The sequence below is a fragment of the Paraburkholderia nodosa genome (assembly GCF_001718195.1).
GTDB classification, from domain to species: domain Bacteria; phylum Pseudomonadota; class Gammaproteobacteria; order Burkholderiales; family Burkholderiaceae; genus Paraburkholderia; species Paraburkholderia nodosa_A.
On the sequence record NZ_MCNV01000038.1, the window covers coordinates 29759 to 55851 of the forward strand.

General features: G+C 62.7%; 27 protein-coding genes and 2 tRNA genes. 21 read left to right on the forward strand and 8 right to left on the reverse strand.

Annotated elements, in window-relative coordinates:
- Positions 1-73: 73 nt before the first annotated feature.
- Entirely contained in the window at positions 74-1147 is a 1074-nt protein-coding gene (locus BFD71_RS35480; protein WP_069268880.1) for a catalase family peroxidase, read from the reverse strand.
- Positions 1148-1260: 113 nt separating this feature from the next.
- Between BFD71_RS35480 and BFD71_RS39810 the strand changes: the two genes are divergently transcribed.
- A complete protein-coding gene (locus BFD71_RS39810) occupies positions 1261-1500 on the forward strand; it encodes an ATP-binding protein (protein ID WP_083245653.1) in 240 nt (79 codons plus the stop codon).
- A gap of 27 nt (positions 1501-1527) precedes the next feature.
- Here the strand turns inward: BFD71_RS39810 and BFD71_RS35485 are convergent.
- A tRNA-Gly gene (locus BFD71_RS35485) sits at positions 1528-1603 on the reverse strand.
- A gap of 5 nt (positions 1604-1608) precedes the next feature.
- Positions 1609-1684, reverse strand: a tRNA-Asn gene (locus tag BFD71_RS35490).
- A 122-nt stretch (positions 1685-1806) separates the two neighbouring features.
- Here BFD71_RS35490 and BFD71_RS35495 point away from each other — a divergent pair.
- Positions 1807-2562: a pyridoxamine 5'-phosphate oxidase family protein gene (locus tag BFD71_RS35495; RefSeq protein ID WP_083245654.1), complete on the forward strand. Its 756-nt coding sequence runs from the start codon at positions 1807-1809 to the stop codon at positions 2560-2562.
- 16 nt (positions 2563-2578) lie between these two features.
- On the opposite strand, the gene BFD71_RS35500 is transcribed toward BFD71_RS35495, so the two are convergent.
- Both BFD71_RS35500 and BFD71_RS41000 read right to left on the reverse strand, forming a co-directional pair.
- Positions 2579-3790: a GNAT family N-acetyltransferase gene (locus BFD71_RS35500; RefSeq protein WP_069268882.1), complete on the reverse strand. Its 1212-nt coding sequence runs from the start codon at positions 3788-3790 to the stop codon at positions 2579-2581.
- A gap of 375 nt (positions 3791-4165) precedes the next feature.
- Positions 4166-5047, reverse strand: a complete 882-nt coding sequence (locus BFD71_RS41000; protein ID WP_141710908.1) for a hypothetical protein — start codon at positions 5045-5047, stop codon at positions 4166-4168.
- A 45-nt stretch (positions 5048-5092) separates the two neighbouring features.
- On the opposite strand from BFD71_RS41000, the gene BFD71_RS35510 reads away from it, so the two are divergent.
- The 6 genes from BFD71_RS35510 to BFD71_RS35535 all read left to right on the forward strand — a co-directional run bounded on the left by BFD71_RS35510 (position 5093) and on the right by BFD71_RS35535 (position 10243).
- A complete protein-coding gene (locus tag BFD71_RS35510) occupies positions 5093-5926 on the forward strand; it encodes an ABC transporter substrate-binding protein (protein WP_069268884.1) in 834 nt (277 codons plus the stop codon).
- 16 nt (positions 5927-5942) lie between these two features.
- Positions 5943-6674 (forward strand): amino acid ABC transporter permease, encoded by a 732-nt coding sequence (locus tag BFD71_RS35515; protein WP_069268885.1) that lies wholly within the window; start codon positions 5943-5945, stop codon positions 6672-6674.
- 35 nt (positions 6675-6709) lie between these two features.
- Positions 6710-7354, forward strand: coding sequence for an amino acid ABC transporter permease (locus BFD71_RS35520; protein WP_370684339.1), 645 nt, complete (start codon positions 6710-6712; stop codon positions 7352-7354).
- 136 nt (positions 7355-7490) lie between these two features.
- The gene (locus tag BFD71_RS35525; protein ID WP_069268887.1) at positions 7491-8786 is read left to right on the forward strand and encodes an NAD(P)/FAD-dependent oxidoreductase; all 1296 of its coding nucleotides are present in this window, start codon (positions 7491-7493) and stop codon (positions 8784-8786) included.
- Positions 8787-8799: 13 nt separating this feature from the next.
- Complete coding sequence (locus tag BFD71_RS35530; RefSeq protein ID WP_069268888.1) at positions 8800-9357, forward strand: helix-turn-helix domain-containing protein; 558 nt, start codon at positions 8800-8802, stop codon at positions 9355-9357.
- A gap of 607 nt (positions 9358-9964) precedes the next feature.
- The gene (locus tag BFD71_RS35535; protein WP_028207645.1) at positions 9965-10243 is read left to right on the forward strand and encodes an HU family DNA-binding protein; all 279 of its coding nucleotides are present in this window, start codon (positions 9965-9967) and stop codon (positions 10241-10243) included.
- Between the two features lie 229 nt (positions 10244-10472).
- Here the strand turns inward: BFD71_RS35535 and BFD71_RS35540 are convergent, their stop codons facing one another.
- Positions 10473-11975, reverse strand: coding sequence for a sensor domain-containing diguanylate cyclase (locus tag BFD71_RS35540; RefSeq protein WP_069268889.1), 1503 nt, complete (start codon positions 11973-11975; stop codon positions 10473-10475).
- 149 nt (positions 11976-12124) lie between these two features.
- Positions 12125-12502, reverse strand: a complete 378-nt coding sequence (locus BFD71_RS35545) for a DUF427 domain-containing protein (RefSeq protein WP_069268890.1) — start codon at positions 12500-12502, stop codon at positions 12125-12127.
- 218 nt (positions 12503-12720) lie between these two features.
- On the opposite strand from BFD71_RS35545, the gene ssuD reads away from it, so the two are divergent.
- From ssuD to BFD71_RS35560, 3 genes are all read left to right on the forward strand, one after another.
- Positions 12721-13866, forward strand: coding sequence for an FMNH2-dependent alkanesulfonate monooxygenase (ssuD, locus tag BFD71_RS35550; RefSeq protein WP_069268891.1), 1146 nt, complete (start codon positions 12721-12723; stop codon positions 13864-13866).
- A 117-nt stretch (positions 13867-13983) separates the two neighbouring features.
- Complete coding sequence (locus tag BFD71_RS35555; protein WP_069268892.1) at positions 13984-14229, forward strand: helix-turn-helix domain-containing protein; 246 nt, start codon at positions 13984-13986, stop codon at positions 14227-14229.
- Between the two features lie 2 nt (positions 14230-14231).
- Positions 14232-15557 (forward strand): type II toxin-antitoxin system HipA family toxin, encoded by a 1326-nt coding sequence (locus BFD71_RS35560; protein ID WP_069268893.1) that lies wholly within the window; start codon positions 14232-14234, stop codon positions 15555-15557.
- Positions 15558-15614: 57 nt separating this feature from the next.
- Here BFD71_RS35560 and BFD71_RS35565 read toward each other — a convergent pair whose 3' ends face one another.
- A complete protein-coding gene (locus tag BFD71_RS35565) occupies positions 15615-16535 on the reverse strand; it encodes a LysR family transcriptional regulator (RefSeq protein WP_069268894.1) in 921 nt (306 codons plus the stop codon).
- Between the two features lie 195 nt (positions 16536-16730).
- Between BFD71_RS35565 and BFD71_RS35570 the strand changes: the two genes are divergently transcribed.
- The 10 genes from BFD71_RS35570 to BFD71_RS35615 all read left to right on the forward strand — a co-directional run bounded on the left by BFD71_RS35570 (position 16731) and on the right by BFD71_RS35615 (position 26085).
- Positions 16731-17867, forward strand: coding sequence for a muconate/chloromuconate family cycloisomerase (locus BFD71_RS35570; RefSeq protein WP_069268895.1), 1137 nt, complete (start codon positions 16731-16733; stop codon positions 17865-17867).
- Positions 17868-17895: 28 nt separating this feature from the next.
- The gene (gene catC / locus BFD71_RS35575) at positions 17896-18186 is read left to right on the forward strand and encodes a muconolactone Delta-isomerase (RefSeq protein ID WP_069268896.1); all 291 of its coding nucleotides are present in this window, start codon (positions 17896-17898) and stop codon (positions 18184-18186) included.
- Positions 18187-18230: 44 nt separating this feature from the next.
- Positions 18231-19166: a catechol 1,2-dioxygenase gene (gene catA, locus BFD71_RS35580; protein ID WP_069268897.1), complete on the forward strand. Its 936-nt coding sequence runs from the start codon at positions 18231-18233 to the stop codon at positions 19164-19166.
- Between the two features lie 113 nt (positions 19167-19279).
- Positions 19280-20650 carry a Rieske 2Fe-2S domain-containing protein gene (locus BFD71_RS35585; RefSeq protein WP_069268898.1) on the forward strand — a complete coding sequence of 457 codons (1371 nt, stop codon included), beginning with the start codon at positions 19280-19282 and terminating at the stop codon, positions 20648-20650.
- Positions 20647-21135, forward strand: a complete 489-nt coding sequence (gene benB / locus BFD71_RS35590) for a benzoate 1,2-dioxygenase small subunit (RefSeq protein WP_069268899.1) — start codon at positions 20647-20649, stop codon at positions 21133-21135. The genes BFD71_RS35585 and benB overlap by 4 nt, the downstream gene beginning before the upstream one ends.
- Positions 21136-21187: 52 nt before the next feature.
- Positions 21188-22210: a benzoate 1,2-dioxygenase electron transfer component BenC gene (gene benC, locus BFD71_RS35595; RefSeq protein ID WP_069268900.1), complete on the forward strand. Its 1023-nt coding sequence runs from the start codon at positions 21188-21190 to the stop codon at positions 22208-22210.
- On the forward strand, positions 22207-22983 hold the full coding sequence (gene benD / locus BFD71_RS35600; RefSeq protein ID WP_069268901.1) for a benzoate diol dehydrogenase BenD: 777 nt from the start codon (positions 22207-22209) through the stop codon (positions 22981-22983). The genes benC and benD overlap by 4 nt, the downstream gene beginning before the upstream one ends.
- 84 nt (positions 22984-23067) lie before the next feature.
- Positions 23068-23802: an ABC transporter substrate-binding protein gene (locus BFD71_RS35605; RefSeq protein ID WP_069268902.1), complete on the forward strand. Its 735-nt coding sequence runs from the start codon at positions 23068-23070 to the stop codon at positions 23800-23802.
- Between the two features lie 485 nt (positions 23803-24287).
- Positions 24288-25448 (forward strand): porin, encoded by a 1161-nt coding sequence (locus tag BFD71_RS35610; RefSeq protein ID WP_069268903.1) that lies wholly within the window; start codon positions 24288-24290, stop codon positions 25446-25448.
- A 208-nt stretch (positions 25449-25656) separates the two neighbouring features.
- On the forward strand, positions 25657-26085 hold the full coding sequence (locus BFD71_RS35615) for a MarR family winged helix-turn-helix transcriptional regulator (protein WP_069268904.1): 429 nt from the start codon (positions 25657-25659) through the stop codon (positions 26083-26085).
- Positions 26086-26093 lie beyond the last annotated feature (8 nt).

Sequence of the window (26093 nt, forward strand, 5' to 3'; positions counted from 1 at the left end):
ACGAAACACCTGGCCGTTGGACTTTATTCCATGCTTTCGTTTGGGTTGCGTTTGGGTTGCGTTTGCGCCGCCTTCAGCGGGCTTTGACGCGGGCGTGCGCTTCTTCGCTCGTGCGGCGGTCGAACGACACCGCGTAAGCGGCCGCGCGCGCGGCGAGCAGCGGGTCGTCCGAGGGCGCAATGCCCACCGGCAGCACCGTTGGGTCGAAATTGATGTCGCGGCAGGGGCCGTCGATCTGCGACTGTGCATGCTCGATGACGATGGTACCCGCATCGACGCGGTGCTGCTCGCGTTCGGCGGGCCAGGTCCGGGTGGCATCGTCCACCGGGTCGCCCGCGCCCGCGGGCGTCAGCATGAGGTGCCAGCGCACGGGAGCCGACTTCAATTGCACTTTCAGGTCGTGCGCGAGAAAGTCGGGGTCTCTCGCATTCGAGTTCCGGGTGTCCAGCGCCGCGTAAGGCGTATCGGGCACGACACTCCAGCGCACGAATCGCATGTTGCCGCTTGCGTCAGTGAAGCGAAACGCATCGATGCTGTAATAGCTCGCGTTATAGAACGCGGAGGACGGCGCATGCGCGGCGAGCCAGTCGCGCAGTGCGCGAGTTTCGGGGTGGCTCGCAAAGAACGCGTCGAGTCTCGCGGGGTCGGGACGGCCTGTGAGCGTGTCGTGCTCCATTGCCTCTTGCAGTTCGTAAACCGCTTGCGGCGTGCGCACCGCGAATACGGGCGCGGAATTCATGCCAGTGCGCCATTGCTCGCCGTCGCGCATCGCGAAGCGCAGCGCAAAGCTGCGCACGGTCGTGTCCGCGTCGTCTTCAGCAGGATTGCCGCCGGGCGCGGAGAAGCGGCCAATCAACGGCGTGCGTCCGCGCTCGAATACGCTCGCGCGAGAAAGCGCCGTGCCGTTGCCGTTGCTGTCGAAATAGCCGCTCACGCAGATGCCTTTCGCATGATTGCGGCGAAATCCGGGATGCTTGCCGGCTGTGCGTTCGAAGACGTCGATGAGCCGGTCAGGCGTGAGCGCGGCCTGAGCGCCGGGCCAGTGTATCCAGCCCGCGGTCCATGCGAACGCCGCGGCAAATGCCGCTAGCGTGAACGCAATGAATGCGTACCGGACAAGAAGTTGCGAAAGCGAAAGACGGGACATAAATCAGCGCAGGGGCCTCATACAGCCGCTGATGCATCGAAAGGCCCTCTATGAATCTCGTGCGTTGCCGTCGTGCGGCGAGGCCATTATGGTAATCCGCTTGCGGCTATTCAGTGTGCACTGAACGACGAAGGTATTCCTATGTATCGGGTGCCACGAAGGTCGCGCACCATCTGTTCGACTCGCTCGCGACTACCAAAGACGCGGGCATGGGGATGGGGCTGTCGATCTGCAAGTCGATTGTCGAGGCGCACGGCGGACAGATCGAAGCGACTTCGCTGGAGGGGAAAGGGGCGTGCTTCCGGTTTTCGCTGCCTCGAGGCAGGGGCACGCGCGCTTGGACGCGGTGCTGATCGCAGGCGGATGGCCTGACTGGATGCTGGAGCGGGAGACGAGTCTCGAACTCGCGACCTCAACCTTGGCAAGGTTGCGCTCTACCAACTGAGCTACTCCCGCATGTCTGGCTCCCCGACCTGGGCTCGAACCAGGGACCTACGGATTAACAGTCCGGCGCTCTACCGACTGAGCTATCGGGGAATCAAGGAGGCCGGATTGTACAGGAGATTTTTTGATCCTGCAGCTTTTTCCTGACAAATCTCGATGAGGTGTTTTGGGGAAGATTTGTGGCTCCACCGCACAAGGCGAGTCTGGATCTACCCATGGGGCCACGGCTTGTCTATCGTAGGCGGCATCTCAACCCGAACCATCGAGGAAGCCAAACGATGTCCCTTGCCGATGCCGTCAACGACCCTGCCGCCGACACCAGCGCAGCACCTTCGCCACGCACACGTGTGCGCCGGATCGCGCGGCGCGCGCACTATGATGCGGCGACGCTGCATGCGATTCTTGACGAAGCCTACGTCTGCCACGTCGCCTTCAGCGACGAGCACGGCGTGCATTGCATTCCCACCGCATGCTGGCGCGAAGGCGATCATCTCTATATTCACGGTTCGAACGGCAGCCGCATGCTGCGCCTGGCGGCCGAGGGCGCCGAGGTTTGCGTGACCGTCACGCATCTCGATGGACTCGTGCTCGCGCGCTCGGCGTTCAACCATTCGATGAACTATCGTTCCGCCGTGATTTACGGTGTGTTCGAGGTGGTGACGGAAGAGCACAAGGCTGCCGTGCTCGATGCCTTCATGGAGCACATCGCGCCGGGCCGCAGGCATGAAGTGCGAGCGGGCAATCGCAAGGAACTGGCAGCGACCACGGTCATGCGCATTGCGCTCGCGGAGTCCGTGACGAAGATCCGCACGGGCGGCCCGAAGGACGACGAGGATGACATGGATCGCCCTGTCTGGGCAGGTGTGCTGCCGTTGACGCTCGCACCGTTGCCGCCCGTAGCCGATACCGCAACGCCGGAGCGCGAGGCTCCGGCTTACGTCAAGGCCTGGTCAAACCGGCAGGACGGCTGACCACGGATTGCGGCGTTCAGCGCGCCGACATGAGGGCGCGCAGCTTCGCGCGCAGCGGGTCGATGGCAAACTCGCGCGCTCTGCGCAATACGCGCCGAGCCTGCTCCGCGGCAAGAGGAAACTCAATGAGCCTGCCACGCCATGTGAGTACGACGAAATGCGATTCGTACCAGCTCTTATGATTCGACCAACGCTCCTTGTAGCTCGAGAAGTATGGGCGGAAGTCGAAATCACGGCCGTTCGCGAGCGCCCATCGCGCCATGCTGTCGACCAGCAGGTTGCCGACGGAGCGGGCGGCATAGGCCTCGTCATACGTCGTGATGAAATACTCCAGCCTGCGCGGCCCGGTCAGATTGACGGATGCCGCAATGGGAATGCCGTCCAGTTTGACGAACGAGACCAGTGGAGTCGTAGCGAGATCGGTCCGCCCGGCGAGTTCGATGAAGAAGTCGCGCACGTCGTCGTTCATCAGATAAGGCGCGTCGAGGCCGCGAGATAACACCCAGTTGCGCTTCGTCGCAAAGAGCCATGTGAGGACCGTTCGGGCGTCTTCGACGTCCTTGCACCAGCCATATTCCACCGCGCCGTCCTCCGAAAGCCGCCTTGCGAGACGTCGCAATGGGCGACGCAGCGAGTCGGGCCTCGTCGCGATGAAGGCGTCGAAGGTGGGGAATCGGGACAGCTCCATGGAGTACCCGGACAGCAGGCGCCAGCGTTCCGGAAGCGCGCGTAAGACCCACGACAGAGGCGCACGCGAGAGCGCCTCGTGAAGGGGGCCATTACATTCGACGAAGCGTATCTCCAGCACGTCGGCGTCGACGCTGCGCAACGCATCGACGGCGGCGTCATAGAAGCGCCCGTCGCCTCGATCGGATACGAGCGGGCCGCCATATTCCTCGTTGCTTCCGCAGCCGAGTGCGCGCGCGATCCGGCATGCGCCTTCGCGCGCAATGCACAACGGCCAGAGCGCGACGAGCGCGGCGCCGTCGTAGACGAGCGCGACATTGACCGCCGCGCCGCGCGCAAATGCCTTGGCGGCTGCAAGTTCGCAATAGGTAAACTCGAGTGTCGCCGGACACGTCGTGCAGACGGCCTCCCAGGAAGAGCGCAGTTTCAGGAAGTCCGCGTGGGTGTTGCATACGCGGATCTCGTGGCGAAGACTACCCGTGTTCGCGCGGGCGGTGACGTCGGGAAGGAAAGCAGTCTCGGTCGGTGAGTTTCGCATCATGTTGTCCCGGTAGTCCGATTCAGTGGAGCGCCAATCTCACATTTTCCTTATCGCTATGGACTCCGAACGAGAGATACGTATGATCATCGGAGGCATATCCATATGATCCATCGAAATAACTCGCGCAGCGCGGGAAAGTATTCCGATTGCTTGAAATTGGCGGCGGACGACTAATGCGTGGTGCAATCGCGGTAAGAGGAATGTGGAAGTGCGGTAAAACGCACCGCACCATCGCATGAATTCGCCTGGCCTTCGGCATGAGTTGCCGCTCGATTAGTCGGTTGAATGATCAACCAGGTGGAGATCCGACCGACGACGAACGCGGGCGACTACCGAGCCCGCAAGATTTGATTGCGGGTAGTCGCTCGGTCCCGGTCAGGCGATGGCGGACCAGAGCATGCTGGCGATTGCGACGAGGTAGAAGACAGCCGTGATGATTGCCGCCACGCGTAGCGGCCGGCCGACTGCCGAACTGCCGGTGATAATGACGAGGCTTATCCCGATGCCGATCAGGGCGAGCACGAAGAGTCGCGGCAGCAGGCTCCAGCCATCCAGCCCAACCTTGAAGATCGACCAGCCCAGGGCGGCGACGAACATGCCGAAATACCACCACAGTCCCGCCGAGCGGTTCCATAGCATGAGGATGCCAGCGCCGATCAGTGCAACGCCGGCGACGAAGTAATAAGGCGCGTGGCCCATCCAGGGTATCCACCCGCCCAGCACTGCGAAAGCCGCGCCGACGAGGATGATCCATTCTGCGGTCTCGGCAGGAGACGTCCAGCGGCGGTAAGACATAAAAGTCCCCCAAATGCAGACAAACCGGGATTTGCAGCGAGCCTTGCTGAGGACCGAAACTGACTCATCGACCCGCCGATGAAAAAGCTCAATGCAAAGTCCCACGTTGATGCTAAGCAGCCGATGTACCCAGGTCAAGGGTGATAACCCCATTAAGTTGTAAGAACCTGGGAACCTATTCGCATTCAATTTTCGCGCGCGAAATAAATGCATGTCGGCGGCATTGGCGATAGTCGACATTACCGCATCGAATGGATTTTCCCGGCAAGAGTTGCAGTGCGAGGCCGCATGCAAGGAAGCATGCGTCAACATTACTTGCGGCAGGTGGTGCGGGTATGGCCATCGGATCGCTGTATCTCGGCGCTTATAGCGAGGCATAAGCGACAGTTGCAGCGTGCCGTTGGCCATATCGCCAGCAGCGCTTTCGATCTGAAAAAAACTTGGTTCGTTCGCACCCGTCATGCGGATAGGCTGCGTACCTCAACGAGAAAAGAAGGAAAACCGATAATGAAAAGCAGCATCTGGGGCGCGGTGCCAGGCGCACTGTTGACGGCACTTCTGGTCGTGGCATCGACTTCCGCGCATGCGGATCGTCTGGACGACATCAAGCGGGCGGGCGTGTTGCGCGTCGCTGCATTCGACAGCAATCCGCCGTTCGGTTTCGTCGATCCGAAAGACAATCAGATCGTTGGGCTCGACGTGGACTATGCGCGCGCCGTCGCAAAAAACCTGGGTGTGAAGCTCGAAGTTCAGCCCACCAATCCCGCCAATCGCATTGCGTTTCTGAAGTCGGGAAAGGTCGATCTGGTATTCGCCAACTTTACGATTACCGACGATCGCAGGAAGGAAGTCGATTTCAGCACGCCATACTTCGCTTCGGGCACCCAGTTCATTGCGAAGAAGGGCGTGCTGAAGTCTTCGGAACAGCTCAACAGTCTGCGTATCGGCGCGGATAAAGGCACGACCAACGAACAGCAGGTGCGGGCGAAATTCCCGGGTGCAACCATCGTCGCGTACGATGACACACCTTTCGCTTTTGCCGCACTGCGTACGGGCAACGTGCAAGCCATCACGCAGGACGGCCCGAAGCTCGTCGCGCTGCTGGCACGCGCGCCGGACAAGGCGGGCTATGAGATTTCCCCGTTCACGATCTCGAACGACTACGAAGGCGTTGGCGTACCCAAAGGCGAGACGCGTCTGCTCGATGCGGTGAACAGCACGCTGACTCACCTGGAGAGCGACGGCGAGGCCGCGCAGATTTACGACAAGTGGTTCGGCCCGAAGAGTGCGGCGCCGCTGCCCCGTCTCTTCAAGATCGGCGACCCGCAAAAGAACAGCTGAGCGCGGCGCCTGATTCATGCATAACTGGCTTGACCCGAAGTATCTCGCGTGGCTCGAACAAGGTTTCTTCGTCACGCTGATGCTCTCTGCCTGCACGGCGTCGTGCGCGACGCCGCTGGGCTTTCTGCTCGCGGTTGCGCGCACGGCCCGCACTCGCGCGATTGCGCGCGCGGCGGCGCTCTACGTGTTCGTCTTCCGCAATTCTCCTCTGCTCGTTCAATTGCTGTTCTGGTATTTCGGTGTCGCGGCCGTGCTGCCGTCCGGCTGGATGAGCTGGCTTAACACGCCGCACCTGGCGACGTTTGGGCCGCTTACGCTGCGCTGGCCGAGTTTCGAACTGTTCGCCGGCTGGGTTGGATTGACCTGCTACACCACGGCGTTCATCGGCGAAGAGTTTCTGGCCGGCATGCGCGGCGTGAACCGCGCACAGTGGCAGGCGGCTGCGGCGCTTGGCATGCGCCGCTACGCGATCCTGCGCTACGTGATCCTGCCACAGGCGTTGCGCATTGCCACGCCGCCGCTCGCTGGCCAATACATGAACGTGATCAAAAATTCGTCGCTGACGATGGCGATAGGGGTGGGCGAGCTGTCATACATGTCGCGGCAGGTCGATACCGAAAGCTTCAGGACCTTTCAGGCATTCGGCACAGCGACCGTATTCTATGTGCTCGCCATCGCAGTTATCGAAGTCGCGCTGGTGCTCTGGCAGCGTGCCGGCCTGCACGGTTTGCAGCGAGGCCGTGCGTGAACGAGTTCGCGTGGTTACCGGCTTTGCGCTATTTGATGATCGGCGCGTTTCCGGCGGGACCGCTGGGAGGCGTTGCGCTGACGATCGCGCTCTCGGTGGTGTCGGCTCTGCTCGCAGCGCTGACCGGATTCGCGCTCGGCGTTGCGCTCGCCATGACGCGCGGCGTCGTCCGTCTCGTGCTGACCGCCGTGGTCGCATTCTTTCGCGCGATACCCGTGTTGATGCTGATCTTCTGGACCTTCTTCCTGATGCCGATCCTGCTGCACGTCGACGTTCCTGGTCTTGCGACGGTCGTGTGCGCGCTCGCGCTGATCGGCGGCGCGTATCTGTCGCATTCGGTTTATGCGGGCATCACGTCGATCGGCGCGGGGCAGCGGCAGGCAGCGCTTTCGCTTGGCTTGACGCGCTGGCAGGCATTGCGCGAAGTCATCCTGCCGCAAGCCGTGCGGGTGATGATGCCGTCGTTCGTCAATCAGTGGGTGTCGTTGATCAAGGATACGTCGCTCGCCTATATCGTCGGCGTGCCCGAATTCACCTTCCTCGCCAATCAGCTCAATAACCGTCTGCTGGTGTACCCGGCGCAAATCTTCCTGTTCGTCGGGTTCGTGTATCTGCTGCTGTGCGGTGCGTTGCAATGGGGCGCCAATGCGTTCCTCGCGCGCCGTGAGCCGGGCCTTTAGCCGATGGGCACAAATGTTGATCTCGGGTACGCCGGTTCCGGGGAGCGTCGCCACCGGGAATACGTCGATTTGCGTGTGTGAAATTTTCGTGTTAGTTTTTCATGAAATTTAACATGAAAAATTTCACAGACGTGCCATGTTCGCCGAATCGACCCGTCATATTGAAAGCTATTACGCACGTCGCTTCGCCCAGAGCGGCGCGCTGCCCGAGCGCCCCGCACTGGCGGGCGATTACCACGCCGACGTGCTGGTCGTAGGGGCAGGCTTCAGCGGCTTGCACACGGCGTTGCGGCTTGCGCTGGCCGGGCGCCGCGTGGCGGTCGTCGAGGCGAGCCGCGTGGCTTGGGCCGCCTCTGGCCGCAATGGCGGGCAAGCGCTGCTCGGCTGGTCGTGCGATATGCCGCCGTTCGAGCAGGCGCTGGGTCTGGCGGGGGCGCGCGAGCTGTGGGACAGCATGCGCTGGGCCGCCGCCGAAGTGCGCGAATTGCCCGGGCGGCACGGCTTCGACATCGACTACCGGCCAGGCAGCCTGTGGGCGGCGGTGCGGCGCTCGCGTGTCGCCATGCTCGAAGCCGCGCGCGACGAGGCCGCGCACAAGTGGGGCTACGAACGCCTGCGACTCATTGGCGAGCCGGAGATGCCGGAGTGGATCGGCAGTCGCCGTTATCGCGCGGCGCTCTACGATCCCGAGGCGGGGCATCTCGATCCGCTCAAGCTGGCGCTCGGCCTCGCCGACGCCATTGAGCGCGCGGGCGGCGCCATCTTCGAGCAAAGCCGGGTGCTCGCGTATCGCGAAACGCCGGGCGGCTGCGTGGCGAGCACGCGGGAAGGCACGGTGCGCGCCGGCACGCTGGTGCTCGCCTGCAACGCCTACATCGACCGGCTCGATAGCGATCTGGCAAGCCGCGTGCTGCCTGTGGGCACCTGGCAGATCGCCACGTGCAGGCTCGACCCTGCGCTTGCCCGCTCGCTTTTGCCGCGCAACAGTTGCGTGATCGACAATCAGTTCGTGCCTGACTACTTTCGCCTGAGCCCGGACGATCGCCTGCTCTTTGGCGGCGCATGCACATATCTTGGCGGCATCCCGAAGGACATCGGCGCCGCGATCCGCCCGAGTCTCGAGCGCGCGTTTCCGCAGCTGCGCGGGATCGAATTCGAGTACGCGTGGGGCGGCCATATCGACATCAGCATCCGCCGCACGCCCGACGTCGGTCGCGAACGCGATCGGTACTGGCTGCAGGGCTTTTCCGGGCACGGCATTCTGCCTACGCTCGCGGCGGCGCGCGCCGTTGCCGACGCCATCCTCGGCGAACCGCACTTGCTCTCGCTCTATGAGCGCATTCATAATCCGCGCTTTCCGGGCGGCGAGCGCTTCGCCGCGCCGCTCGAGGCGCTCGGCAAGCTGTGGTATCGCCTGCGCGACGTCGTGTGACAGAGAGAACCGCATGGACCAGCAGGACGAAATCGAAGGCCTCGCGATCCTCATTCGCGATCTGCGCAAGCACAAGAAGGTGACGCTCGCCGAACTCGCACAAAAGATCGGCCGCTCGGTGGGCTTTCTTTCGCAGGTCGAGCGGGGGCTTTCGCGGCCCACGGTGGCGGATCTCACGTCCATCGGCGAGGCGCTGCAGACGCCCACCACGTACTTCTATAGCGTGAGCATGCCGCGCGAGCTGCCGTGGGTCACGCGGCCAGGCGAGCGGCGCACGCTCTACTATGGCGGCGGCATCACGGACGTGCTCGTTTCGCCCAGCATGTCGTCGGGTTTTTCGATGCTGGAGAGCCGGCTCGATCCCGGCGCGACGAGTGGCGAGCGCCCCGTGGACGACAGCGACGAGCAGGGCGGCTTCGTGCTCGACGGCGAGCTGACGATCTGGGTGGAGGACAGCGAAGAACCCGTGACGCTGCGGGCCAACGACAGCTTCCAGTTGCCGGCGCGTTGCCGCTTTCGCTACGCCAATCTCGCCGATGTGCCCGCGCGCGTCCTTTGGGTTTTCACCTGAGCCCGGCTGTCGCGATCGAAGGCGGCGAGTCTATAGGTAATCAGCATCACTGATCAATACAGCCATGGATAGCGAGATTTCCTTTGGTGCAGACGCCACCAAAGTCGAAAGGCGTTCACGCTGCCTTACGTTGCGCAACTGAAAGACAGGATGCGATTCGGGCCGCCGCGATCCGCATTCTGGAGGACGGCTGATGCATTCGCCCCGGTCGACCCCAGTCCGCCTGGCTCGCCAGACGCCGCCCGAGTGATGCTTCCAGGAGGGTGACAGCAGGCTGGCGGCGCATTTTTTTTCTGGCTCGGTCACAACCGGAAATACTCCCGGTTTTCGCTATGCGTCAGCGGCCATCTGCACGAACCATTCCTGTATAAACCCGTTTTAAACCGCCGCAATGTCGTTTTTGCGCATTTTTGCCAATTTTTAACGTGTTTTTGTCTACACACTGACGCCGTGTTGTGCTATTGATTCGGCTTTCGCCGTCATGCGCGTGGGAGGCAAAACACGTGCCGGGCGGGCGATCGGCGCGTTTCCATATGCAACGCGATTTGCCTGTTTTGCCCGCGTGAGGTAGGGTATGCAGGTTTTCTCAACTCAACACAGGTAGCAGATGAACAAACAGGAACTCATTGACGCAGTCGCCGCTAGCACGGGCGAGACCAAGGCAGCGACGGGCGCAGCTATCGACGCGATCCTTGACGTCGTCACGCGTGCGGTCACCTCGGGTGACTCCGTGCAACTCGTCGGCTTCGGCTCGTTCTCGACTGGCCAGCGTGCCGCCCGCGTGGGCCGCAACCCTGCCACGGGCGCGGAGATCCAGATTGCCGCCGCCAAGACGGTGAAGTTCACCGCTGGCAAGGCATTCAAGGACGCCGTCAACGCGTCGTGATGCCAGGTCGCCGTCATGGCGGACGCGCGCGGCTGGCTCGCTTGCTGGCGCGCGGCGCAGCATCACGCCAGCACGGTAGCCCGCACTCAGGCCGGTGGCGTCGCGCCGCTAGCCTGAGTGTGTGAAACGAGGGCGCAAGGCCTTCGGCAAGCCGGCAAGCTCACATGCCGGCCGCTTTTTCTTCCCCGCTTTTCTTACGGTATCCGAAGCTTTTCGCGCGCCTCGGGCTTCAGGCATCACGCGCCGCGTCGGTTTCCAGCGACGTGCGGCTCGTTTCGTTGCGGCGGCGCTTGGCCTCGTACATCGCCGCGTCTGCTTCACGCAGCATCGCTTCCACGCTTTCGCCTTCCTCGCAGCTGGCAAAGCCCATTGAAAAGCTCAGCTTCGGTCCGCCGTAGAACTGGTTGTTCAACTCCACCAGTTTGTTGATGCTGTCCACCACGGTTTCCGCATCGCGCAGATCGGCGCCAGGCATCAGTACGGCGAATTCGTCGCCGCCAATGCGCGCAGCCTGCCAGGGCTTCTGGATCGCTTTCGCGAGCACTTCACCGGCGCGGCGCAGCAACGCGTCGCCGGCCGCGTGGCCGAGCTGGTCGTTTACCGTCTTCAGATTGTCCATATCGACGACGATCGCGCTCACCGGGAACGGCCCCTTGCGATGCAGTCGGTTGAGTTCGTCCACATAGAACGAGCGGTTCTTGAGCTTCGTGAGCACGTCGTGCTTGCCGAGGAATTCGAGGTAGGCCTCGGCTTTCTTGCGCGCCGTGATGTCGGTGAGCGCGAGCAGCACGAGGTCCCACTGCGCTTCGTGGCCTGGGAACACGGAAAACTGCAGGTGTACGTTGACCTCGCTGCCGTCGAGCGCGTAGTTCACCACCTCTCGCTGCTGAAAGAGGCGGCCTTCCCAGAGATCGAGCAGCTGCTCGCGAAAGTGCGGGCGCATTTCGTCGCGGAACACCTCGGGCAGGCGCGCGAGCAGCGTGGCTTTGTCCGGTGCGCGAAACATGCCCAGCGTGTAGTGATTGACGTCGAGCACCTGGATTTCGCTCATGCAGCGCTCGACAAATTCGGGGTGCACGTCGGTAAAGGTACGAAAGTCGACGATGCCCTGCTCACGGACCTCGTTGAGCAGCTCGCGAATGGCAGAGAAGTTTTCGACCCACAGCGATACCGGCGAGTGTTCGAAAACGCCGAGCGCGTATTGCTCGCTCACCGTCGCCCGATGGCGCGCTTCTTCGAGCGCCGAGACATCTTCGATCGCCACGAGCACGCGGCTCCAGTCGGCTTCGTGGCCCGGCAGAATCACGCCGCGCAACAGGATGTCCATGCGCCGGCCGCGCAGCGTGTAGTTCACGCTCTTGCTCTCGAACGTGCTGTGCCCGGCCCACATCTGCTCGAGCTCTCCGACGTGTGCCTGGAACATGTCGTCGCGCAGCACCTGCGGAAGATGCGCGGCAAGTTCTTCATAGTCGCGCGCACCGTAAAGATCGAGCGTATGGCGGTTGACCTTGAGCACGCGAATGCAGGCTGAGCATTCGGCCACGCGGCGCGGATCGTCTTCGAGGAACTGGCGCAGGCTGGTCACGCCTTGTGCGCGCCAGCTGTCGAACAGCGCTCGCAGCTGGCTATAGTCTTCGAGCCACAGCGAAGTGGGCGTTACGTCGAAGAAGTCGAGCAGATCGACGCCCATGTTGGCAAAACTGGCCGCGGTGGCCGGGGTGCCTTGTTGCATGTCGGTTGGATGTAAGGGAGCGGGGTGCGGCGGGCTGCGCCGCACGAATTACCGAATCCTGGCACATCTTGGGGCCCGAGTGGGCATCGACGATGCAGATGTCGCGTCGCCTGGCGATACGTTACGCATCGAAAGGCGGCGCAGGGCGCTCAGTCGGACGTCTCGATCGAATCGACACGATCCGGGTAGAACGCAAGATGGTCCTTGATTGCCGACACCGCTTCATGCGGCGTTTCATAAGTCCATATTGCGTTTATGGCTCGCTCGCCGCCTGGCGTGATCGAGTAGTACGAAGCCTCGCCCTTGTACGGGCACCAGCTCTTGTGTTCCGTGCGTGAGAGCAGCGACATGTCGGCGTCCTCGCGCGGTATGTAGAACACGGCCGGATAGCTCGCCTCGCGCAGCGTGAGCGCGCGGCGCGTGTCGGCGATCACGCGGCCGCCTGCTGTCACCACCACGTGTGTGCGCGCCGGTTCGACCGTGATCGGATGATCGGGGCCGGGAATTTTGACGGTCCGTGTGTCCATGGCTGGGTTCCTCGCGAAAGGGGTTGGAAATGCGGACGTTTAGCCGAATACATCATATGCAATTGCAGATTAACTGGTAGGGGAAAACGCTGCAGGCTGTTTCAATGAGGGCGCGACACAGTTCGACGCACGGGCGGCGATAGTCACGCGATTGCGCCGCGCGCCATCGTGCTTCCAGTCTTCACCCGCGCCTTCATTTACCCGCAGCAGGATCACTGATGAGCCTCGATATCTTCTGGTTCTTGCCGACTTCCGGCGACACCCGCTACCTCGGCAAATCCGATTTCGGCCGCGCGCCGACCAACGCGTATATGCGCCAGATCGCCGTGACCGCCGAAGAGCTCGGCTACGACGGCCTCCTCATTCCCACCGGCAGCAGCTGCCTCGACCCGTGGGTGACGGCGGCGAGCCTCGCGCCCGTCACGCAGCGCATCAAGCTGCTCGTCGCGCTGCGCACGTCGCTCGGCGGTCCCACCGCTTCGGCGCGCCAGGCGGCCACGCTCGACCAGGCGTTGAACGGCCGTTTGCTGCTCAACGTCGTGCCGGGCGGCGACGCCACCGAACTCGCGGCCGACGGCGTGTTCCTCGCGCACGACGAGCGCTATGAAGCCGCCGACGAATTCCTGACGATCTGGCGCGACCTGCTGCGCGGCGAGACGGTGAACTTCGAGGGCAAGCATTTGCGCGTGCAGGGCGCGCAGAACTTTCACGCACCGGTCCAGACGCCGCATCCGCCGCTGTATTTCGGCGGCTCCTCGCCGGCGGCGCACGAACTGGCGGCAAAGCACGTGGACGCCTATCTCACGTGGGGCGAGCCGCCCGAAGCCGTCGCGCAGAAGTTCGCCGATATCCGCGCGCGGGCGGCACGCCATGGACGCACGCTCAAGCTAGGCGTGCGCCTGCACGTGATCGTGCGCGAGACCAACGACGAAGCGTGGGCCGCTGCTGAGCGCCTCATCAGCAAGCTCGACGACGACGATATCCGCCGCGCCCAGGAAAACTACGCGAGCATGGATTCGGTGGGCCAGCGCCGCATGGCCGAACTGCACGGCGGCAGCCGGGACAAGCTCGAGATCAGCCCGAACCTGTGGGCCGGCGTGGGCCTCGTGCGCGGCGGCGCGGGCACGGCGCTCGTGGGCGATCCGCAAACCGTGGCGGCGCGCCTCAAGGAATACGTGGATGCCGGCGCGGACAGTTTCGTGCTCTCCGGCTATCCTCACCTCGAAGAGGCGATTCGCTTCGCCGAACTGGTGTTCCCGCTGCTACCGGGCAAGAAACCGGTGACGCTGCGTGACCAGGCTCTGACGGGCGGCGCGTTCGACGTGCGTGCGCATGAGCGGGCGCAGCAGGCCGCTCGCGCGTGAGGAGCCTTGCCGGACGATTATTCGTGGGAGCGATATGTCCGTTTTATTCGTGTGAATGATATTGGCGAAATATTCCCCACAGGCATATAATCGGTTTATGCCTCACAGGAATATGCCATGAAGATCATCGTCCAGACGCCAGCCGGGCTTGGCGAGATTCTGCAATCGGCCCGCAAGGCGCGCGGCATGACCCAGGCGCAGGCCGCGGCGCATCTCGGCATCGGCCAGCCGCGTCTTTCCGCGCTCGAAACCACGGGCGCCGCCAGCCTCTCGCTCGAGCAGATGCTCGCGCTTTTCGCGCTCTACGGGCTGGAATTCTGCGTGCAATCGCGCGAGGCGGCGGCCGGCGCGCCGGAGTGGTGAGCATGGGCCGCAAATCGCATTCGCGCGCGCTATCGATCTGGGCCAACGGCGAGCGTGTGGGCACGTGGGTCATGACGTCCGCCGGCGACACCGAGCTGCGTTATGACGACGCCTGGAAGCGCTCGGCCGTGGGCCGGCCGCTTTCGCTCTCGCTGCCGTTCGGCATCGGCGACCTGCCGTTGCGCGGTGAGCGCGTGCAGCACTATTTCGACAATCTCCTGCCCGACAGCGAGCCCATCCGCCGCCGCATCGCCACGCGCTTTCGCACCGATACGCTCGAGGCCTTCGACCTGCTCAAGGCCATCGGGCGCGATTGCGTGGGCGCGGTGCAACTGCTGGGCGAGGACGAAACGCCGGGGCGCGTCGACCGCATCGAAGGCACCGCGCTGAGCGATGCCGTCATCGAGCGCCTGCTGCTCAAAACGGCCGGCGCGCTGCCCGGTGGCGCGCACGAGACTGACGATCTGCGCATTTCGCTAGCGGGCGCGCAGGAGAAGACCGCGCTCCTGCGCCACCGCGGCAAATGGCTGCTGCCGCGCGGCGCCACGCCCACCACGCATATTCTCAAGCTGCCACTCGGGCTGATCGGCCATCGCAAGGTGGACTTCAATACCTCGGTCGAAAACGAATGGCTTTGCCTGGCATTGCTGAGGGCCTATGGGTTGCCTGCTTCGCAGGCGCAGATACTCCACTTTGGCGCGCAGAAGGTGCTCAGCGTGGAGCGCTTCGATCGTACGCGCTCGCGCGCCGGTGGCTTGCTGCGCCTGCCGCAGGAGGACTTCTGCCAGGCGCTCGGCGTGCCGCCGCATCGCAAGTACGAAGCGCATGGCGGCCCCGGCGTGCGTGAAATTGCGGGTCTCCTGCGCCAGTCGCTGCAGGCACGGGAAGACCTCGAAACGTTTCTCACTGCGCAAATCGTCTTCTGGATGCTTGCGGCGCCGGACGGCCACGCGAAAAATTTCAGCATCCGCCTGCTGCCGGCAGGGCGCTTTCAGCTCGCGCCGCTCTATGACGTCATGTCGATCTGGCCCGTCGAGGGCGACGGCGGCAATCAATGGTCGTGGCACAAGGCGTCGCTCGCCATGGCGGTGTGGGGCAAGGCGCGCCACTATCGCATGCGCGACGTGAAGCGCACGCATTTCGACGCCACCGCGCGGCTGTGCCACTACGGGCCGGATGCGGGCCCGCTGATCGAGCGCGTGCTGGCGCGTACGCCCGCTGCGATAGAGGAAGTCGCGGCGGCACTACCCGAAGGCTTTCCCGAGCGGGTAGCCGAGCGACTCTTCGACGGCTTGCGTTTTTCGGCGGAGCGACTGGCTGCGCAGTGACGGTGTGCGTCGCCGTACGCGAATTCCTGAACGAACAGGCTTAGACGGCACATCGCTTCACGACTTTTGCTTCTTCGAAGGCAGCCACGTTTGAGGCTCGGCGTACATTTCCTTGACCAGTTGCTTCACGAGATCGACGTAGACTGAATTGTCGTTCACGCGGTGATTCAGGATGATTGGCGAGGTCGCGTGGTCGCTGTCTATCAGCCGGTAGTGCACGTCCTGCCGCAACTGCCGCGCTGATGCGGGGATCACACATACGCCGAACTCGGCCGCGACGAGCCCCAGCGCCGTCTGGATTTCCCGCACTTCCAGCACTTCACCCGGTTGCACGCCGTCGCCGTGCAACACGTTCAATACCTGATCGGCAAAGCTGGGGCGCGGCTCCTTGGGATAAACAATCAGTTTCTGCCCGGCCAGTTGCTCGATGGGGATGGGTGTGGATTCCTGCGCCATCTCGCTGCCGATCGGCACCACCACCGCCAGCGGCTCTTCGCGCAGGACGATGCCGGCCACGTTGGGGTCGCTGTGGCGCACGCGTCCGAAGCCGATGTCGATACGGCCTTCCTTCAACGCCTCGATCTGTTGCACCGACATCAGTTCGACCATCTGGATGTCGAGTTCCGGCGCATTCTGGCGCAGCTTGCGCATCAACGGCGGCAGTCCCGAATACAGAACGGAGGCGACGAAGCCGATCGACAGCACGGTGCGGTGATGCAGTCCCACGTGTTTGGCCGTCGCCTGCAGTTGTTCGACGCGCCCAAGAATCTGCATGGCCTGCTCGTAGACGAGCCGCCCCGCATCGGTCGTGCGCACCGGTCGCGTATTGCGAATCAGAAGGGGCACGCCGATCTCTTGTTCGAGCAACTGAATCTGCCGGCTCAGTGGCGGTTGAGCGATGCAAAGCTGTTCCGCGGCGCGCGTGAAATTGCGCTCGCGCACGACGGCAACGAAGTAACGAAGCTGGCGGAGATCCATGGTTCCTTCCCAAATGAAGCCATCAAATTATCAATACTCTGAAAATATGATGCGCCGCAATATTGGCCTGCTAATGGGCGATTGCGGGGTTTCCATATTATAAAGGTATGGAATTGGACGCAAATAGTATTGGATCAGGCTCAGGCGCGGCGTGTATAAATCCACCATACCTTCTTCACTTACGCAGCCTTCGAGATGACTTCCACCACGATCGAACGTATCGAAACCCGCCTCGTCGATCTGCCGACGATTCGCCCTCACAAGCTGTCCGTCGCCACGATGTACGGGCAAACCCTGATGCTGGTGAAGGTGTATTGCAGCGATGGCGTAACCGGCATCGGTGAAGGTACGACGATTGCCGGCATGGCCTACGGCCCCGAAAGTCCGGAAGCGATGAAGCTCGCGATCGACGCCTACCTCGCCCCGGCGATGATCGGCCAGGACGCCACGCGAATCCAGGCGCTCATGGCGCATCTGGGCAAGCTCGTGAAGGTCAATCACTTCGCCAAGTGCGCGCTGGAAACGGCGCTGCTCGACGCGCAGGGCAAGCGTCTCTCCGTGCCGGTGAGCGAACTGCTGGGCGGCCGCCGCCGCGAACGCCTGCCGGTGGCATGGACGCTCGCTTCGGGCGATACCGCCAAGGACATCGCCGAAGCTGAGACCATGCTCGAAGTGCGCCGCCACAAGATCTTCAAGCTGAAGATCGGCGCGAAGGACCTCAATACCGACATCAAGCACGTGGCCGACATCAAGAAGGCGGTGGGCGATCGTGCCGCCGTGCGCGTGGACGTCAACATGGCCTGGAGCGAGACGCAGGCGGCCTGGGCGATTCCCGCGCTGGCGCAAGCCGGCTGCGAGCTGGTCGAGCAGCCGGTGGCTTCGCCCGCGGCGCTTGCGCGCCTCATGCGCCGATTCCCGGTGGCGTTGATGGCCGACGAAATCCTGCAGGGACCGGAAAGCGCGTTCGAGATCGCGAAGAACGAGGGCGCCGATGTGTTCGCGATCAAGATCGAACAAAGCGGCGGACTGTTCGCGGCGCAGCGCGTGGCCACGATTGCGGACGCCGCGGGTATCGAACTTTACGGCGGCACGATGCTCGAAGGCGCATTCAGCACGGTGGCGTCGGCGCATCTGTTCGCGAGCTTCGCCAACCTGCAGTGGGGCACCGAACTGTTCGGCCCCTTGCTGATCACCGAAGAAATTCTGACGACCCCGCTGGACTACAGCAACTTCGAGCTGACCGTGCCGAACGGTCCGGGCCTGGGCATCGAACTGGACGAAGCGAAGGTCAAGCGCTTCACCCGCGACGGCCTCATGAAAGCCACGAAGTAATCCGGACACCTGATAAACGGACAAGACGATGCTATTCCACGTACGCATGGATGTGAACATCCCGGCCGACATGCCGGCCAATGTCGCCAACGAAATCAAGGCGCGCGAAAAAGAGTACTCGCAGGAACTGCAGCGCAGCGGCAAGTGGCGCCATATCTGGCGACTGGTGGGCGAGTACGCGAACTACAGCATCTTCGACGTAGAGAGTAATGCAGAGCTGCACGACATTCTCACCGCCTTGCCGCTTTTCCCGTACATGAAGATAACGGTCACGCCGTTGTGTCGCCACCCGTCCTCCGTCAGGGCCAACGACGCTTGAGCTGATTCCCCCTCAATACCAGCAAGCACCAGGAGACAAACACCATGAGCGCAAAAGTATTCGACACGAAGGAAGTGCAGGACCTGCTGAAGGCCGCTGCGAATCTCAACGGCAGCAGCGGCAACGCGCGTTTCCAGCAGGTCGTTTATCGGCTGCTGGGCGACCTGTTCAAGGCCATCGACGATCTCGACATCACGCCCGATGAGGTCTGGGCCGGTGTGAACTATCTGAACAAGCTCGGCCAGGACGGCGAAGCGGCGCTGCTCGCCGCCGGACTCGGCCTCGAGAAGTACCTCGACATCCGCATGGACGCCGCAGACAAGGCGGTGGGTCTCGAAGGCGGCACGCCGCGCACGATCGAAGGGCCGCTGTATGTGGCAGGCGCGCCGGTGCGCGAGAGCGTTTCGCGCATCGACCTGAACGCCGACGCCGATGCCGGCCCGCTCGTCATTCACGGCACGGTCACCGGCCTCGACGGCAAGCCGCTCGCCGGCGCCCTGGTCGAATGCTGGCACGCCAATTCGAAGGGCTTCTACTCGCACTTCGACCCGACCGGCGCACAGGACGACTTCAACCTGCGCGGCGCGGTGAAGACCGGCGCGGACGGCAAGTACGAATTCCGCACGCTGATGCCGGTGGGTTACGGTTGCCCGCCGCAGGGTTCGACCCAGCGTCTGCTGGACGGCCTCGGCCGCCACGGCAACCGCCCGGCGCACGTTCACTTCTTCGTGACGGCGGATAACAGCCGCAAGCTCACCACGCAATTCAATATCGAAGGCGACCCGCTCATTTGGGACGACTTCGCCTACGCGACGCGTGAAGAGCTGATTCCGCATGTGGCCGAAAAGACCGGTGGCACCGCGCTCGGCCTGAAAGCCGACACGTACAAGGACATCGAGTTCAACTTCACGCTCACGCCGCTGGTCCAGGGCAAGGACAACCAGCTCGTCCATCGCCTGCGCGCCGCAGCGACGGCGTAACCGCCCAGCATGGCGGCGGCACGTTGCCGCCGCCCCTCGTTTCTTCGCGATCATCATCCGACACCGATGCAGGGACTCCGTACTGCGTGTGGAGTATGCATAGGAGAGCTAATATGTCAGCCATCATCGACAAAGCCAGTGACCTGGATCACCTGCTGTCCACCGCCGTGCAGGACGACAAGCAAAACGGTGTGTTCCGTTGCCGCCGCGACATCTTCACCAATGCCGACCTGTTCGAACTGGAGATGAAATACATCTTCGAGAAGAACTGGGTGTACCTCGCGCACGAAAGCCAGATTCCCGAAAACAACGACTACTACACCACGTGGCTCGGTCGTCAGCCGGTAGTCATCACGCGCGACAAGACCGGCACGCTCAACGCCGTGATCAACGCCTGCGCGCACAAAGGCGCCATGCTGTGCCGGCGCAAGCACGGCAACAAGGGCAGCTTCACCTGTCCGTTCCACGGCTGGACGTTCTCCAACACCGGCAAGCTGCTCAAGGTGAAGGACGAAAAGACCACGGAATATCCCGTGCAATTCAACAAGCAGGGCTCGCATGACCTGAAGAAGGTCGCGCGCTTCGAGAACTACCGGGGCTTTCTGTTCGGCAGCCTCAACGCTGACGTGAAGCCGCTGGAAGACTACCTCGGCGAAGCGAAGATCATCATCGACCAGATCGTCGACCAGTCGCCGAGCGGCCTCGAAGTGCTGCGCGGCAACTCCTCGTATGTCTACGACGGCAACTGGAAGATGCAGATGGAGAACGGCTGCGACGGCTACCACGTCAGCACCGTGCACTGGAATTACGCCGCGACCATGGGCCGCCGCAAGGAAGACGGCACCCAGGCGGTGGACGCCAATAGCTGGAGCAAGTCGGTGGCGGGTGTTTACGGCTTCGACCACGGCCACATCCTCTTGTGGACGAACACGATGAACCCCGAAGTGCGGCCGGTCTACAAGCATCGCGACGAAATCAGGGCGCGCGTGGGGGAAGTGCAGGCCGATTTCATCGTCAACCAGACGAGAAACCTGTGCCTCTACCCGAACGTGTTCCTGATGGACCAGTTCAGCACGCAGATTCGCGTGGTGCGCCCGATCAGCGTGGACAAGACCGAAGTGAACATTTTCTGCTTCGGGCCGAAGGGCGAGAACGCGGAAGATCGTGCGACGCGCATTCGCCAGTACGAGGACTTCTTCAACGTCACGGGCATGGGCACCGCCGACGACCTCGAAGAGTTCCGCGCCTGCCAGGCGGGCTACGCCGGCACCACGGCGATGTGGAACGATCTCTCGCGCGGCGCACCACTGTGGGTCGAAGGCGCGGACGACAACGCGAAAAAGATGGGCCTCAAGCCGGTCATGTCCGGCGAACGCAGCGAAGACGAAGGGTTGTTCGTGGTTCAGCACGAGTACTGGGTGCACGCCATGCGCGACGCCCTCGAGCAGGAACTGAACCACGCACAAGCGGGAGCGCAGGCATGAGCAACGATTACCAGACAATCTGCGCCGCGCTGTATCGCGAAGCGCGCCTGCTCGACGATCGCCAGTGGGAAGAATGGCTCGCCTGCTACGCAGAAGACGTCACGTACTGGATGCCCGCGTGGGACGACGATGACCAGCTCACCGACGACCACGAATCGCAGATCTCGCTGATGTACTACCCGGATCGCGGCGGCCTCGAAGACCGTGTGTTCCGCATCAAGACCGAACGCAGCGGCGCTTCGATGCCGGAGCCGCGCACGAGCCACAACGTCACGAACGTGGAAGTGCTGGCGGACCGCGGCGACGAAGTGGAAGTGCGCTACAACTTCCACACGCTCAATCATCGCTACCGGGCCACGGACCATTTTTTCGGCACGATGTTCGTCACGTTGCGTAGGGCCGGCGACGGCTTCCTGATCGCCTACAAAAAGATCGTGCTGAAGAACGACTACATCCGGCAGGTGCTCGACGTTTATCACGTGTGAGATCACGTTCGACATCGAGCCTCAGTTTCAACATGGGATAGAAGGAGACACCATGTCCAGCTACAAGATTGCACTCAATTTCGAAGACGGCGTCACGCGTTTCATCGACTGCAAGGCGGGCGAAAAAGTGCTCGATGCGGCCTTTCGCGCGCGCATCAACCTGCCGATGGATTGCTCGGACGGCGTGTGCGGCACCTGCAAGTGCCGCGCGGAAAGCGGCAGCTACGACCTGGGCGAAGACTTTATCGAAGACGCGCTGACCGAAGACGAAAAGGACAGCGGTCTCGTGCTCACCTGCCAGATGGTGCCGGAAAGCGATTGTGTGATCGCGATTCCCGCGTCTTCCACGGTCTGCAAGACAGGGCAGAGCAAGTTCGCGGCCACGGTGGCGAAGGTCGAACAGCACAACGACGCCGCGGTCGTGCTCGAACTGGATGTCGACGCAGCGGGTCCCGTGTTCCTGCCGGGCCAGTACGTCAACATCGACGTGCCGGGCAGCGGCCAGCATCGTTCGTATTCCTTCTCTTCCGCACCGGGCGAATCGAAAATCAGCTTCCTGATCAAGAAGATTCCGGGCGGCGTGATGAGCACGTGGCTCGAAGCCGCACAAGCGGGCACGAAGCTCGAATTGACGGGGCCGCTCGGCAGCTTCTATCTGCGCGACGTGCAGCGGCCGCTGCTGTTCCTCGCGGGCGGCACGGGTCTCGCGCCGTTCCTCTCGATGCTGGAGGTGCTCGCGCGCACCAACGCGCAGCAGAAGGTGCACCTGATTTACGGCGTCACGCGCGACCTCGACCTCGTGCTCGTCGAAGCCATCGAAGCCTACGCGGCGAAGCTGCCGAACTTCAGCTTCGCTACCGTGATTGCCGACGCGGATTCGACTCATCCGCGTAAAGGCTGGGTCACGCAACATATTCCCGCCGACGCCCTGAACGATGGCGACGTCGACGTGTATCTGTGCGGCCCGCCGCCGATGGTGGACGCCGTACGCAAGTATTTCGACGACGAAGGCGTGAAGCCCAACAGCTTCCACTACGAGAAGTTCACTCCCAACGTAGTCCCGAAGGCGGCATGATCATGCAACGATTCGCAGGCAAGGTCGTCGTCGTCACCGGGGCGGCGCAGGGAATTGGCCGCGGCGTGGCGCTGCGGGTGGCGGCCGAAGGCGGCAAGGTAGTGTTCGTCGATCGCGCGGATTTCGTCGCGGAAGTCGCGGCCGAGGCGCAGGGCGCGCAAACGGCAGGATTCGTCGCCGACCTCGAAACGTATGAGGGCGCGAAAGCGGCGATGGATTTCGCCGCGCAGAAGTTTGGCGGCATCGACATTCTCATCAACGGCGTGGGCGGTGCCATCCGCATGCGTCCGTTCGCGGAATTCGAGCCTGCGCAGATCGATGCGGAAATCCGCCGCTCGCTCATGCCCACGCTTTACGCGTGCCATGCCGTGCTGCCGCATTTGCTCGAACGCGGGCGCGGAACCATCGTCAACGTGTCGTCGAACGCCACGCGCGGTATTCGCCGCGTGCCGTATTCGGCAGCGAAGGGCGGCGTGAATGCGATGACGCAGTCGCTGGCGATGGAATACGCGGAGCACAATATCCGCGTGGTCGCCACGGCGCCGGGCGGCACCGAAGCGCCGCCGCGCCGCATTCCGCGCAATGCCGCGGGCGACAGCGAGCAGGAAAAGGCCTGGATGGGCGAGGCGGTGCGCCAGGTCACCGATTCGACCTTCTTCAAGCGCTATGGCAGTCTCGACGAACAGGTCGCGCCGATCCTCTTTCTCGCTTCGGACGAGGCGAGCTATATCACCGGTTCGATCTTGCCGGTCGCCGGTGGGGACACGGGCTGAGCGATGAACGCGTGGTGATGGTGGGCGCGCACAGGCGGGCGGGGTGATATGCTCGAAAGACCCCGATTTCGCCCCGCGCTCCCCATGTCCATCGATCCCGCTGTCGTCAAAGCCTTCGCGCCCACGGGCACGTTGCGCGCCTCCATCAATCTCGGCAATCCGATACTCGCGAATCGCGATGCGGCGTCGGGCGAACCGTTCGGCGTTTCCGTCGATCTCGCGCGCGCTTTCGCGCGGCATTTGGGTGTGCCGCTCGAACTTGTCGTATTCGACGCAGCGGGCAAGTCCGTCGAAGCCGTGAGCGACGAACGCGCGGACTTTGGCTTCTTTGCCGTCGATCCCAAGCGAGGCGAAACGATCGCGTTCACCGCGCCTTATGTATTGATCGAAGGCTTCTATCTGGTTCGCAACGATTCGCCGGTGCGCACCAATGCCGAAGTCGATCAACCGCATAACCGCGTGGCCGTGGGCAAGGGCAGTGCCTACGATCTTTTTCTCACGCGTGAACTGAAGCAGGCGCAAATCGTGCGCGCACCGACTTCGCCCACCGTCGTGCAGACCTTCCTCGAACAAGGGCTCGAAGTGGCCGCAGGGGTGAAGCAGCAACTCGAAGCCGATGCCGCGAAAGCCGGCGGCTTGCGTCTGCTCGACGAACGCTTCATGGTGATTCGCCAGGCCATGGGCGTCGCAAAGCGCCGCGGTCCGCAGGCCGCCGAAGCGCTTGGTGCGTTTGTCGAAACGATGAAGGCATCGGGATTCGTCGCGCAGGCATTGGAGCGTCACGCCATAGCGGGCGCATCGGTTGCGCCGGCTGCTTGAACGAATCAAGCCAAAAGAGAGTGCGCATTAAAAGAATAATCAACGCGCTCCACAGGGCCGATTAGCTCAGGGATTCTCGATGAAGATAATCGGCCTTTCTCGCCTGGCTTAATGCATCGCTTCGAAAGCATTATGTAATTGTCTCGACGATATTCACGCCCCGCACATTCCTCGACGTGCGTCGAGCCTTGCCGGGCGTGGTTGTGCCATCGACGCCACGTCACTCGAATTTCGACACCATTTTTATTTTCGGCACCCTATGATGCGGGTGTTCGATTCGCACCGCACTCACCGTACGATTTCCATTTTTTCCATTGCTATATCAACACTGGTCAATTGCGTAACTCGCAATAATCATCGGTGGATTGCTTTTCGATTTTGAATTCGCACCGAAATGGAATGCACGCATATGAGATTGCACGTCGATGGTGCCGGCCGCCTGAATTCGATGCATTGACCCACCGCCCAATCCGGAGCTTAAAAACATGAAAAAATCGCTACTCGCCGCGGCACTTCTGAGCGCCTTTGCTATTTCGGCGCACGCGCAAAGCAGCGTGACCCTCTACGGCCTGATCGACACCGGTCTCGTCTACACGAACAACCAGTTCGGCCATAGCAACTGGCAGCTCAACAGCAGCTCCACGCAGAATACGGTGTTCGGCCTCAAGGGTTCGGAAGATCTGGGCGGCGGTCTGCACGCAATCTTCAAGCTCGAACAAGGCTTCCTGCTCAACAACGGTGCGCAGGCGTTCTCGGGCCTCGGCTTCGGCTCGCAAGCGTGGGTGGGCCTGCAAAGCGATCCGTACGGCACGCTGACGTTCGGCCGCCAGTTCGACGTGATGAACGACCTCGTCGGCCCGCTCACGGCAGAATTCAACACGTGGGGCGGCAGCCTCGCGGCTCACCCGTTCGAGAACGACAACCTCGCCGCGAACTCGGTGGTCATCAACAACTCCGTCAAGTACGCGAGCCCGACCTGGTACGGCGTGACGTTCGAGACGATGTACTCGTTCAGCAACAAGGCCGGCGACTTCGCGAACAACCGCTCGTACGGTTTCGCCGTTTCGTATAGCCAGGGCCCGCTGAACCTCGCAGCCGGCTACCTGCAGTTCAACAATGCGGGCAACAGCAGCGGCGCGGTCACCTCCAGCGACACGAGCGCGAACTTCCTGGCGGAACGTCAACGCGTCTGGTCGCTCGGCGGCAACTACACGTACGGCCCCGCGACGGTGGGTCTGGTCTGGAGCCATTCGCAGATCGACAACGCCTCAGGCGTCTACTCGTTCGGCACGGGCACCTATCTTGGCTCGAACGACGACTCGGCCGGCTCGCTCGCCGGTTCGCTGCGCCTCGACAACTTCGAAGCGAACGTGAAATACGCGCTCACGCCGGCATGGAGCGTTTCGGGTGCGTACACGTACACGCACGGCGCCTACAACGGCACGAACCCGGGCTGGAACACGGCGATGCTGCAAACGGACTACGCCGTCAGCAAGCGCACCGACTTCTACCTCGAAGGCGTATACCAGAACGTGCACGGCGCACCGCAAGGCTCGGTGCTTTCGCACGCCATGATCAACACGCTTTCGCCTTCGTCGACCGATACGCAGGTTGCCGTGACGGTGGGCATGCGTCACGCGTTCTAAGTCGATTCGGCGATGACGTCCGCGGGGCATCTGTCCCCGCCGGACGTTTCCCCCTGCGCGGCGGGCTTCCTCTCGAACGAGGGCCCGCCGCGTTGTCACATCCGCATCCCTGCATCCGCTCGATCGTGTTTCCCCGATCCAGATAGTTGAAATTTTCAACTATTTGACTATACTGGCGTCCAGCTAGCGTACGGATGGGAGCACGCATTTGTATTCGGATTTCCTCACCTTCAGGCTCGATCAAACGAGCGCGCTGCTGATGGATCGCGCCAACGCGGTCTACCGCGAGCGCTGGGACCTCGACGTGCGTGCCATGCGCGTGCTGCGCATCATCCGCGCCGAGCCGGGCATCACGCCCAAGGCCGTTTCGCAGCGCGCGCTCATCGAAAAAACGCTGCTTTCCAAAACGCTCGGCGAACTCGAATCGCGTGGTCTGATTGGCCGCGGCACGCATGCGCTAGACCGGCGCAGCGTCGTGCTGCGCGTCACGCCCGAGGGCGCGAAAGTGGCGAATGCCTCGGAAAAGGCCGGCTCGAAGCTCGAAGCCGAACTCGCGGCCGTCCTCACCGAACACGAGCGCAAGACGCTCGACCAGTTGCTCGCCAAGCTTGCGCAGAGCCTGATCGACGGTGTTTGAGATCGCGG

What these genes read in the sequence shown, in the direction of transcription:
- benB (WP_069268899.1), top strand. Translation starts at nt 20,647, where the DNA reads ATGAGCAACGATTACCAGACAATCTGCGCCGCGCTGTATCGCGAAGCG.
- BFD71_RS35515 (WP_069268885.1), top strand. Translation starts at nt 5,943, where the DNA reads ATGCATAACTGGCTTGACCCGAAGTATCTCGCGTGGCTCGAACAAGGT.
- BFD71_RS35555 (WP_069268892.1), top strand. Translation starts at nt 13,984, where the DNA reads ATGAAGATCATCGTCCAGACGCCAGCCGGGCTTGGCGAGATTCTGCAA.
- ssuD (WP_069268891.1), top strand. Translation starts at nt 12,721, where the DNA reads ATGAGCCTCGATATCTTCTGGTTCTTGCCGACTTCCGGCGACACCCGC.
- BFD71_RS35605 (WP_069268902.1), top strand. Translation starts at nt 23,068, where the DNA reads ATGTCCATCGATCCCGCTGTCGTCAAAGCCTTCGCGCCCACGGGCACG.
- BFD71_RS35530 (WP_069268888.1), top strand. Translation starts at nt 8,800, where the DNA reads ATGGACCAGCAGGACGAAATCGAAGGCCTCGCGATCCTCATTCGCGAT.
- benD (WP_069268901.1), top strand. Translation starts at nt 22,207, where the DNA reads ATGATCATGCAACGATTCGCAGGCAAGGTCGTCGTCGTCACCGGGGCG.
- BFD71_RS35510 (WP_069268884.1), top strand. Translation starts at nt 5,093, where the DNA reads ATGAAAAGCAGCATCTGGGGCGCGGTGCCAGGCGCACTGTTGACGGCA.
- benC (WP_069268900.1), top strand. Translation starts at nt 21,188, where the DNA reads ATGTCCAGCTACAAGATTGCACTCAATTTCGAAGACGGCGTCACGCGT.
- catA (WP_069268897.1), top strand. Translation starts at nt 18,231, where the DNA reads ATGAGCGCAAAAGTATTCGACACGAAGGAAGTGCAGGACCTGCTGAAG.
- BFD71_RS41000 (WP_141710908.1), bottom strand. Translation starts at nt 5,047, where the DNA reads ATGACGGGTGCGAACGAACCAAGTTTTTTTCAGATCGAAAGCGCTGCT.
- BFD71_RS35545 (WP_069268890.1), bottom strand. Translation starts at nt 12,502, where the DNA reads ATGGACACACGGACCGTCAAAATTCCCGGCCCCGATCATCCGATCACG.
- BFD71_RS35500 (WP_069268882.1), bottom strand. Translation starts at nt 3,790, where the DNA reads ATGATGCGAAACTCACCGACCGAGACTGCTTTCCTTCCCGACGTCACC.
- BFD71_RS35495 (WP_083245654.1), top strand. Translation starts at nt 1,807, where the DNA reads ATGGGGCCACGGCTTGTCTATCGTAGGCGGCATCTCAACCCGAACCAT.
- BFD71_RS35525 (WP_069268887.1), top strand. Translation starts at nt 7,491, where the DNA reads ATGTTCGCCGAATCGACCCGTCATATTGAAAGCTATTACGCACGTCGC.
- BFD71_RS35560 (WP_069268893.1), top strand. Translation starts at nt 14,232, where the DNA reads ATGGGCCGCAAATCGCATTCGCGCGCGCTATCGATCTGGGCCAACGGC.
- BFD71_RS35535 (WP_028207645.1), top strand. Translation starts at nt 9,965, where the DNA reads ATGAACAAACAGGAACTCATTGACGCAGTCGCCGCTAGCACGGGCGAG.
- BFD71_RS35570 (WP_069268895.1), top strand. Translation starts at nt 16,731, where the DNA reads ATGACTTCCACCACGATCGAACGTATCGAAACCCGCCTCGTCGATCTG.
- BFD71_RS35480 (WP_069268880.1), bottom strand. Translation starts at nt 1,147, where the DNA reads ATGTCCCGTCTTTCGCTTTCGCAACTTCTTGTCCGGTACGCATTCATT.
- BFD71_RS35610 (WP_069268903.1), top strand. Translation starts at nt 24,288, where the DNA reads ATGAAAAAATCGCTACTCGCCGCGGCACTTCTGAGCGCCTTTGCTATT.
- catC (WP_069268896.1), top strand. Translation starts at nt 17,896, where the DNA reads ATGCTATTCCACGTACGCATGGATGTGAACATCCCGGCCGACATGCCG.
- BFD71_RS35585 (WP_069268898.1), top strand. Translation starts at nt 19,280, where the DNA reads ATGTCAGCCATCATCGACAAAGCCAGTGACCTGGATCACCTGCTGTCC.
- BFD71_RS35520 (WP_370684339.1), top strand. Translation starts at nt 6,710, where the DNA reads ATGATCGGCGCGTTTCCGGCGGGACCGCTGGGAGGCGTTGCGCTGACG.
- BFD71_RS35540 (WP_069268889.1), bottom strand. Translation starts at nt 11,975, where the DNA reads ATGCAACAAGGCACCCCGGCCACCGCGGCCAGTTTTGCCAACATGGGC.
- BFD71_RS35565 (WP_069268894.1), bottom strand. Translation starts at nt 16,535, where the DNA reads ATGGATCTCCGCCAGCTTCGTTACTTCGTTGCCGTCGTGCGCGAGCGC.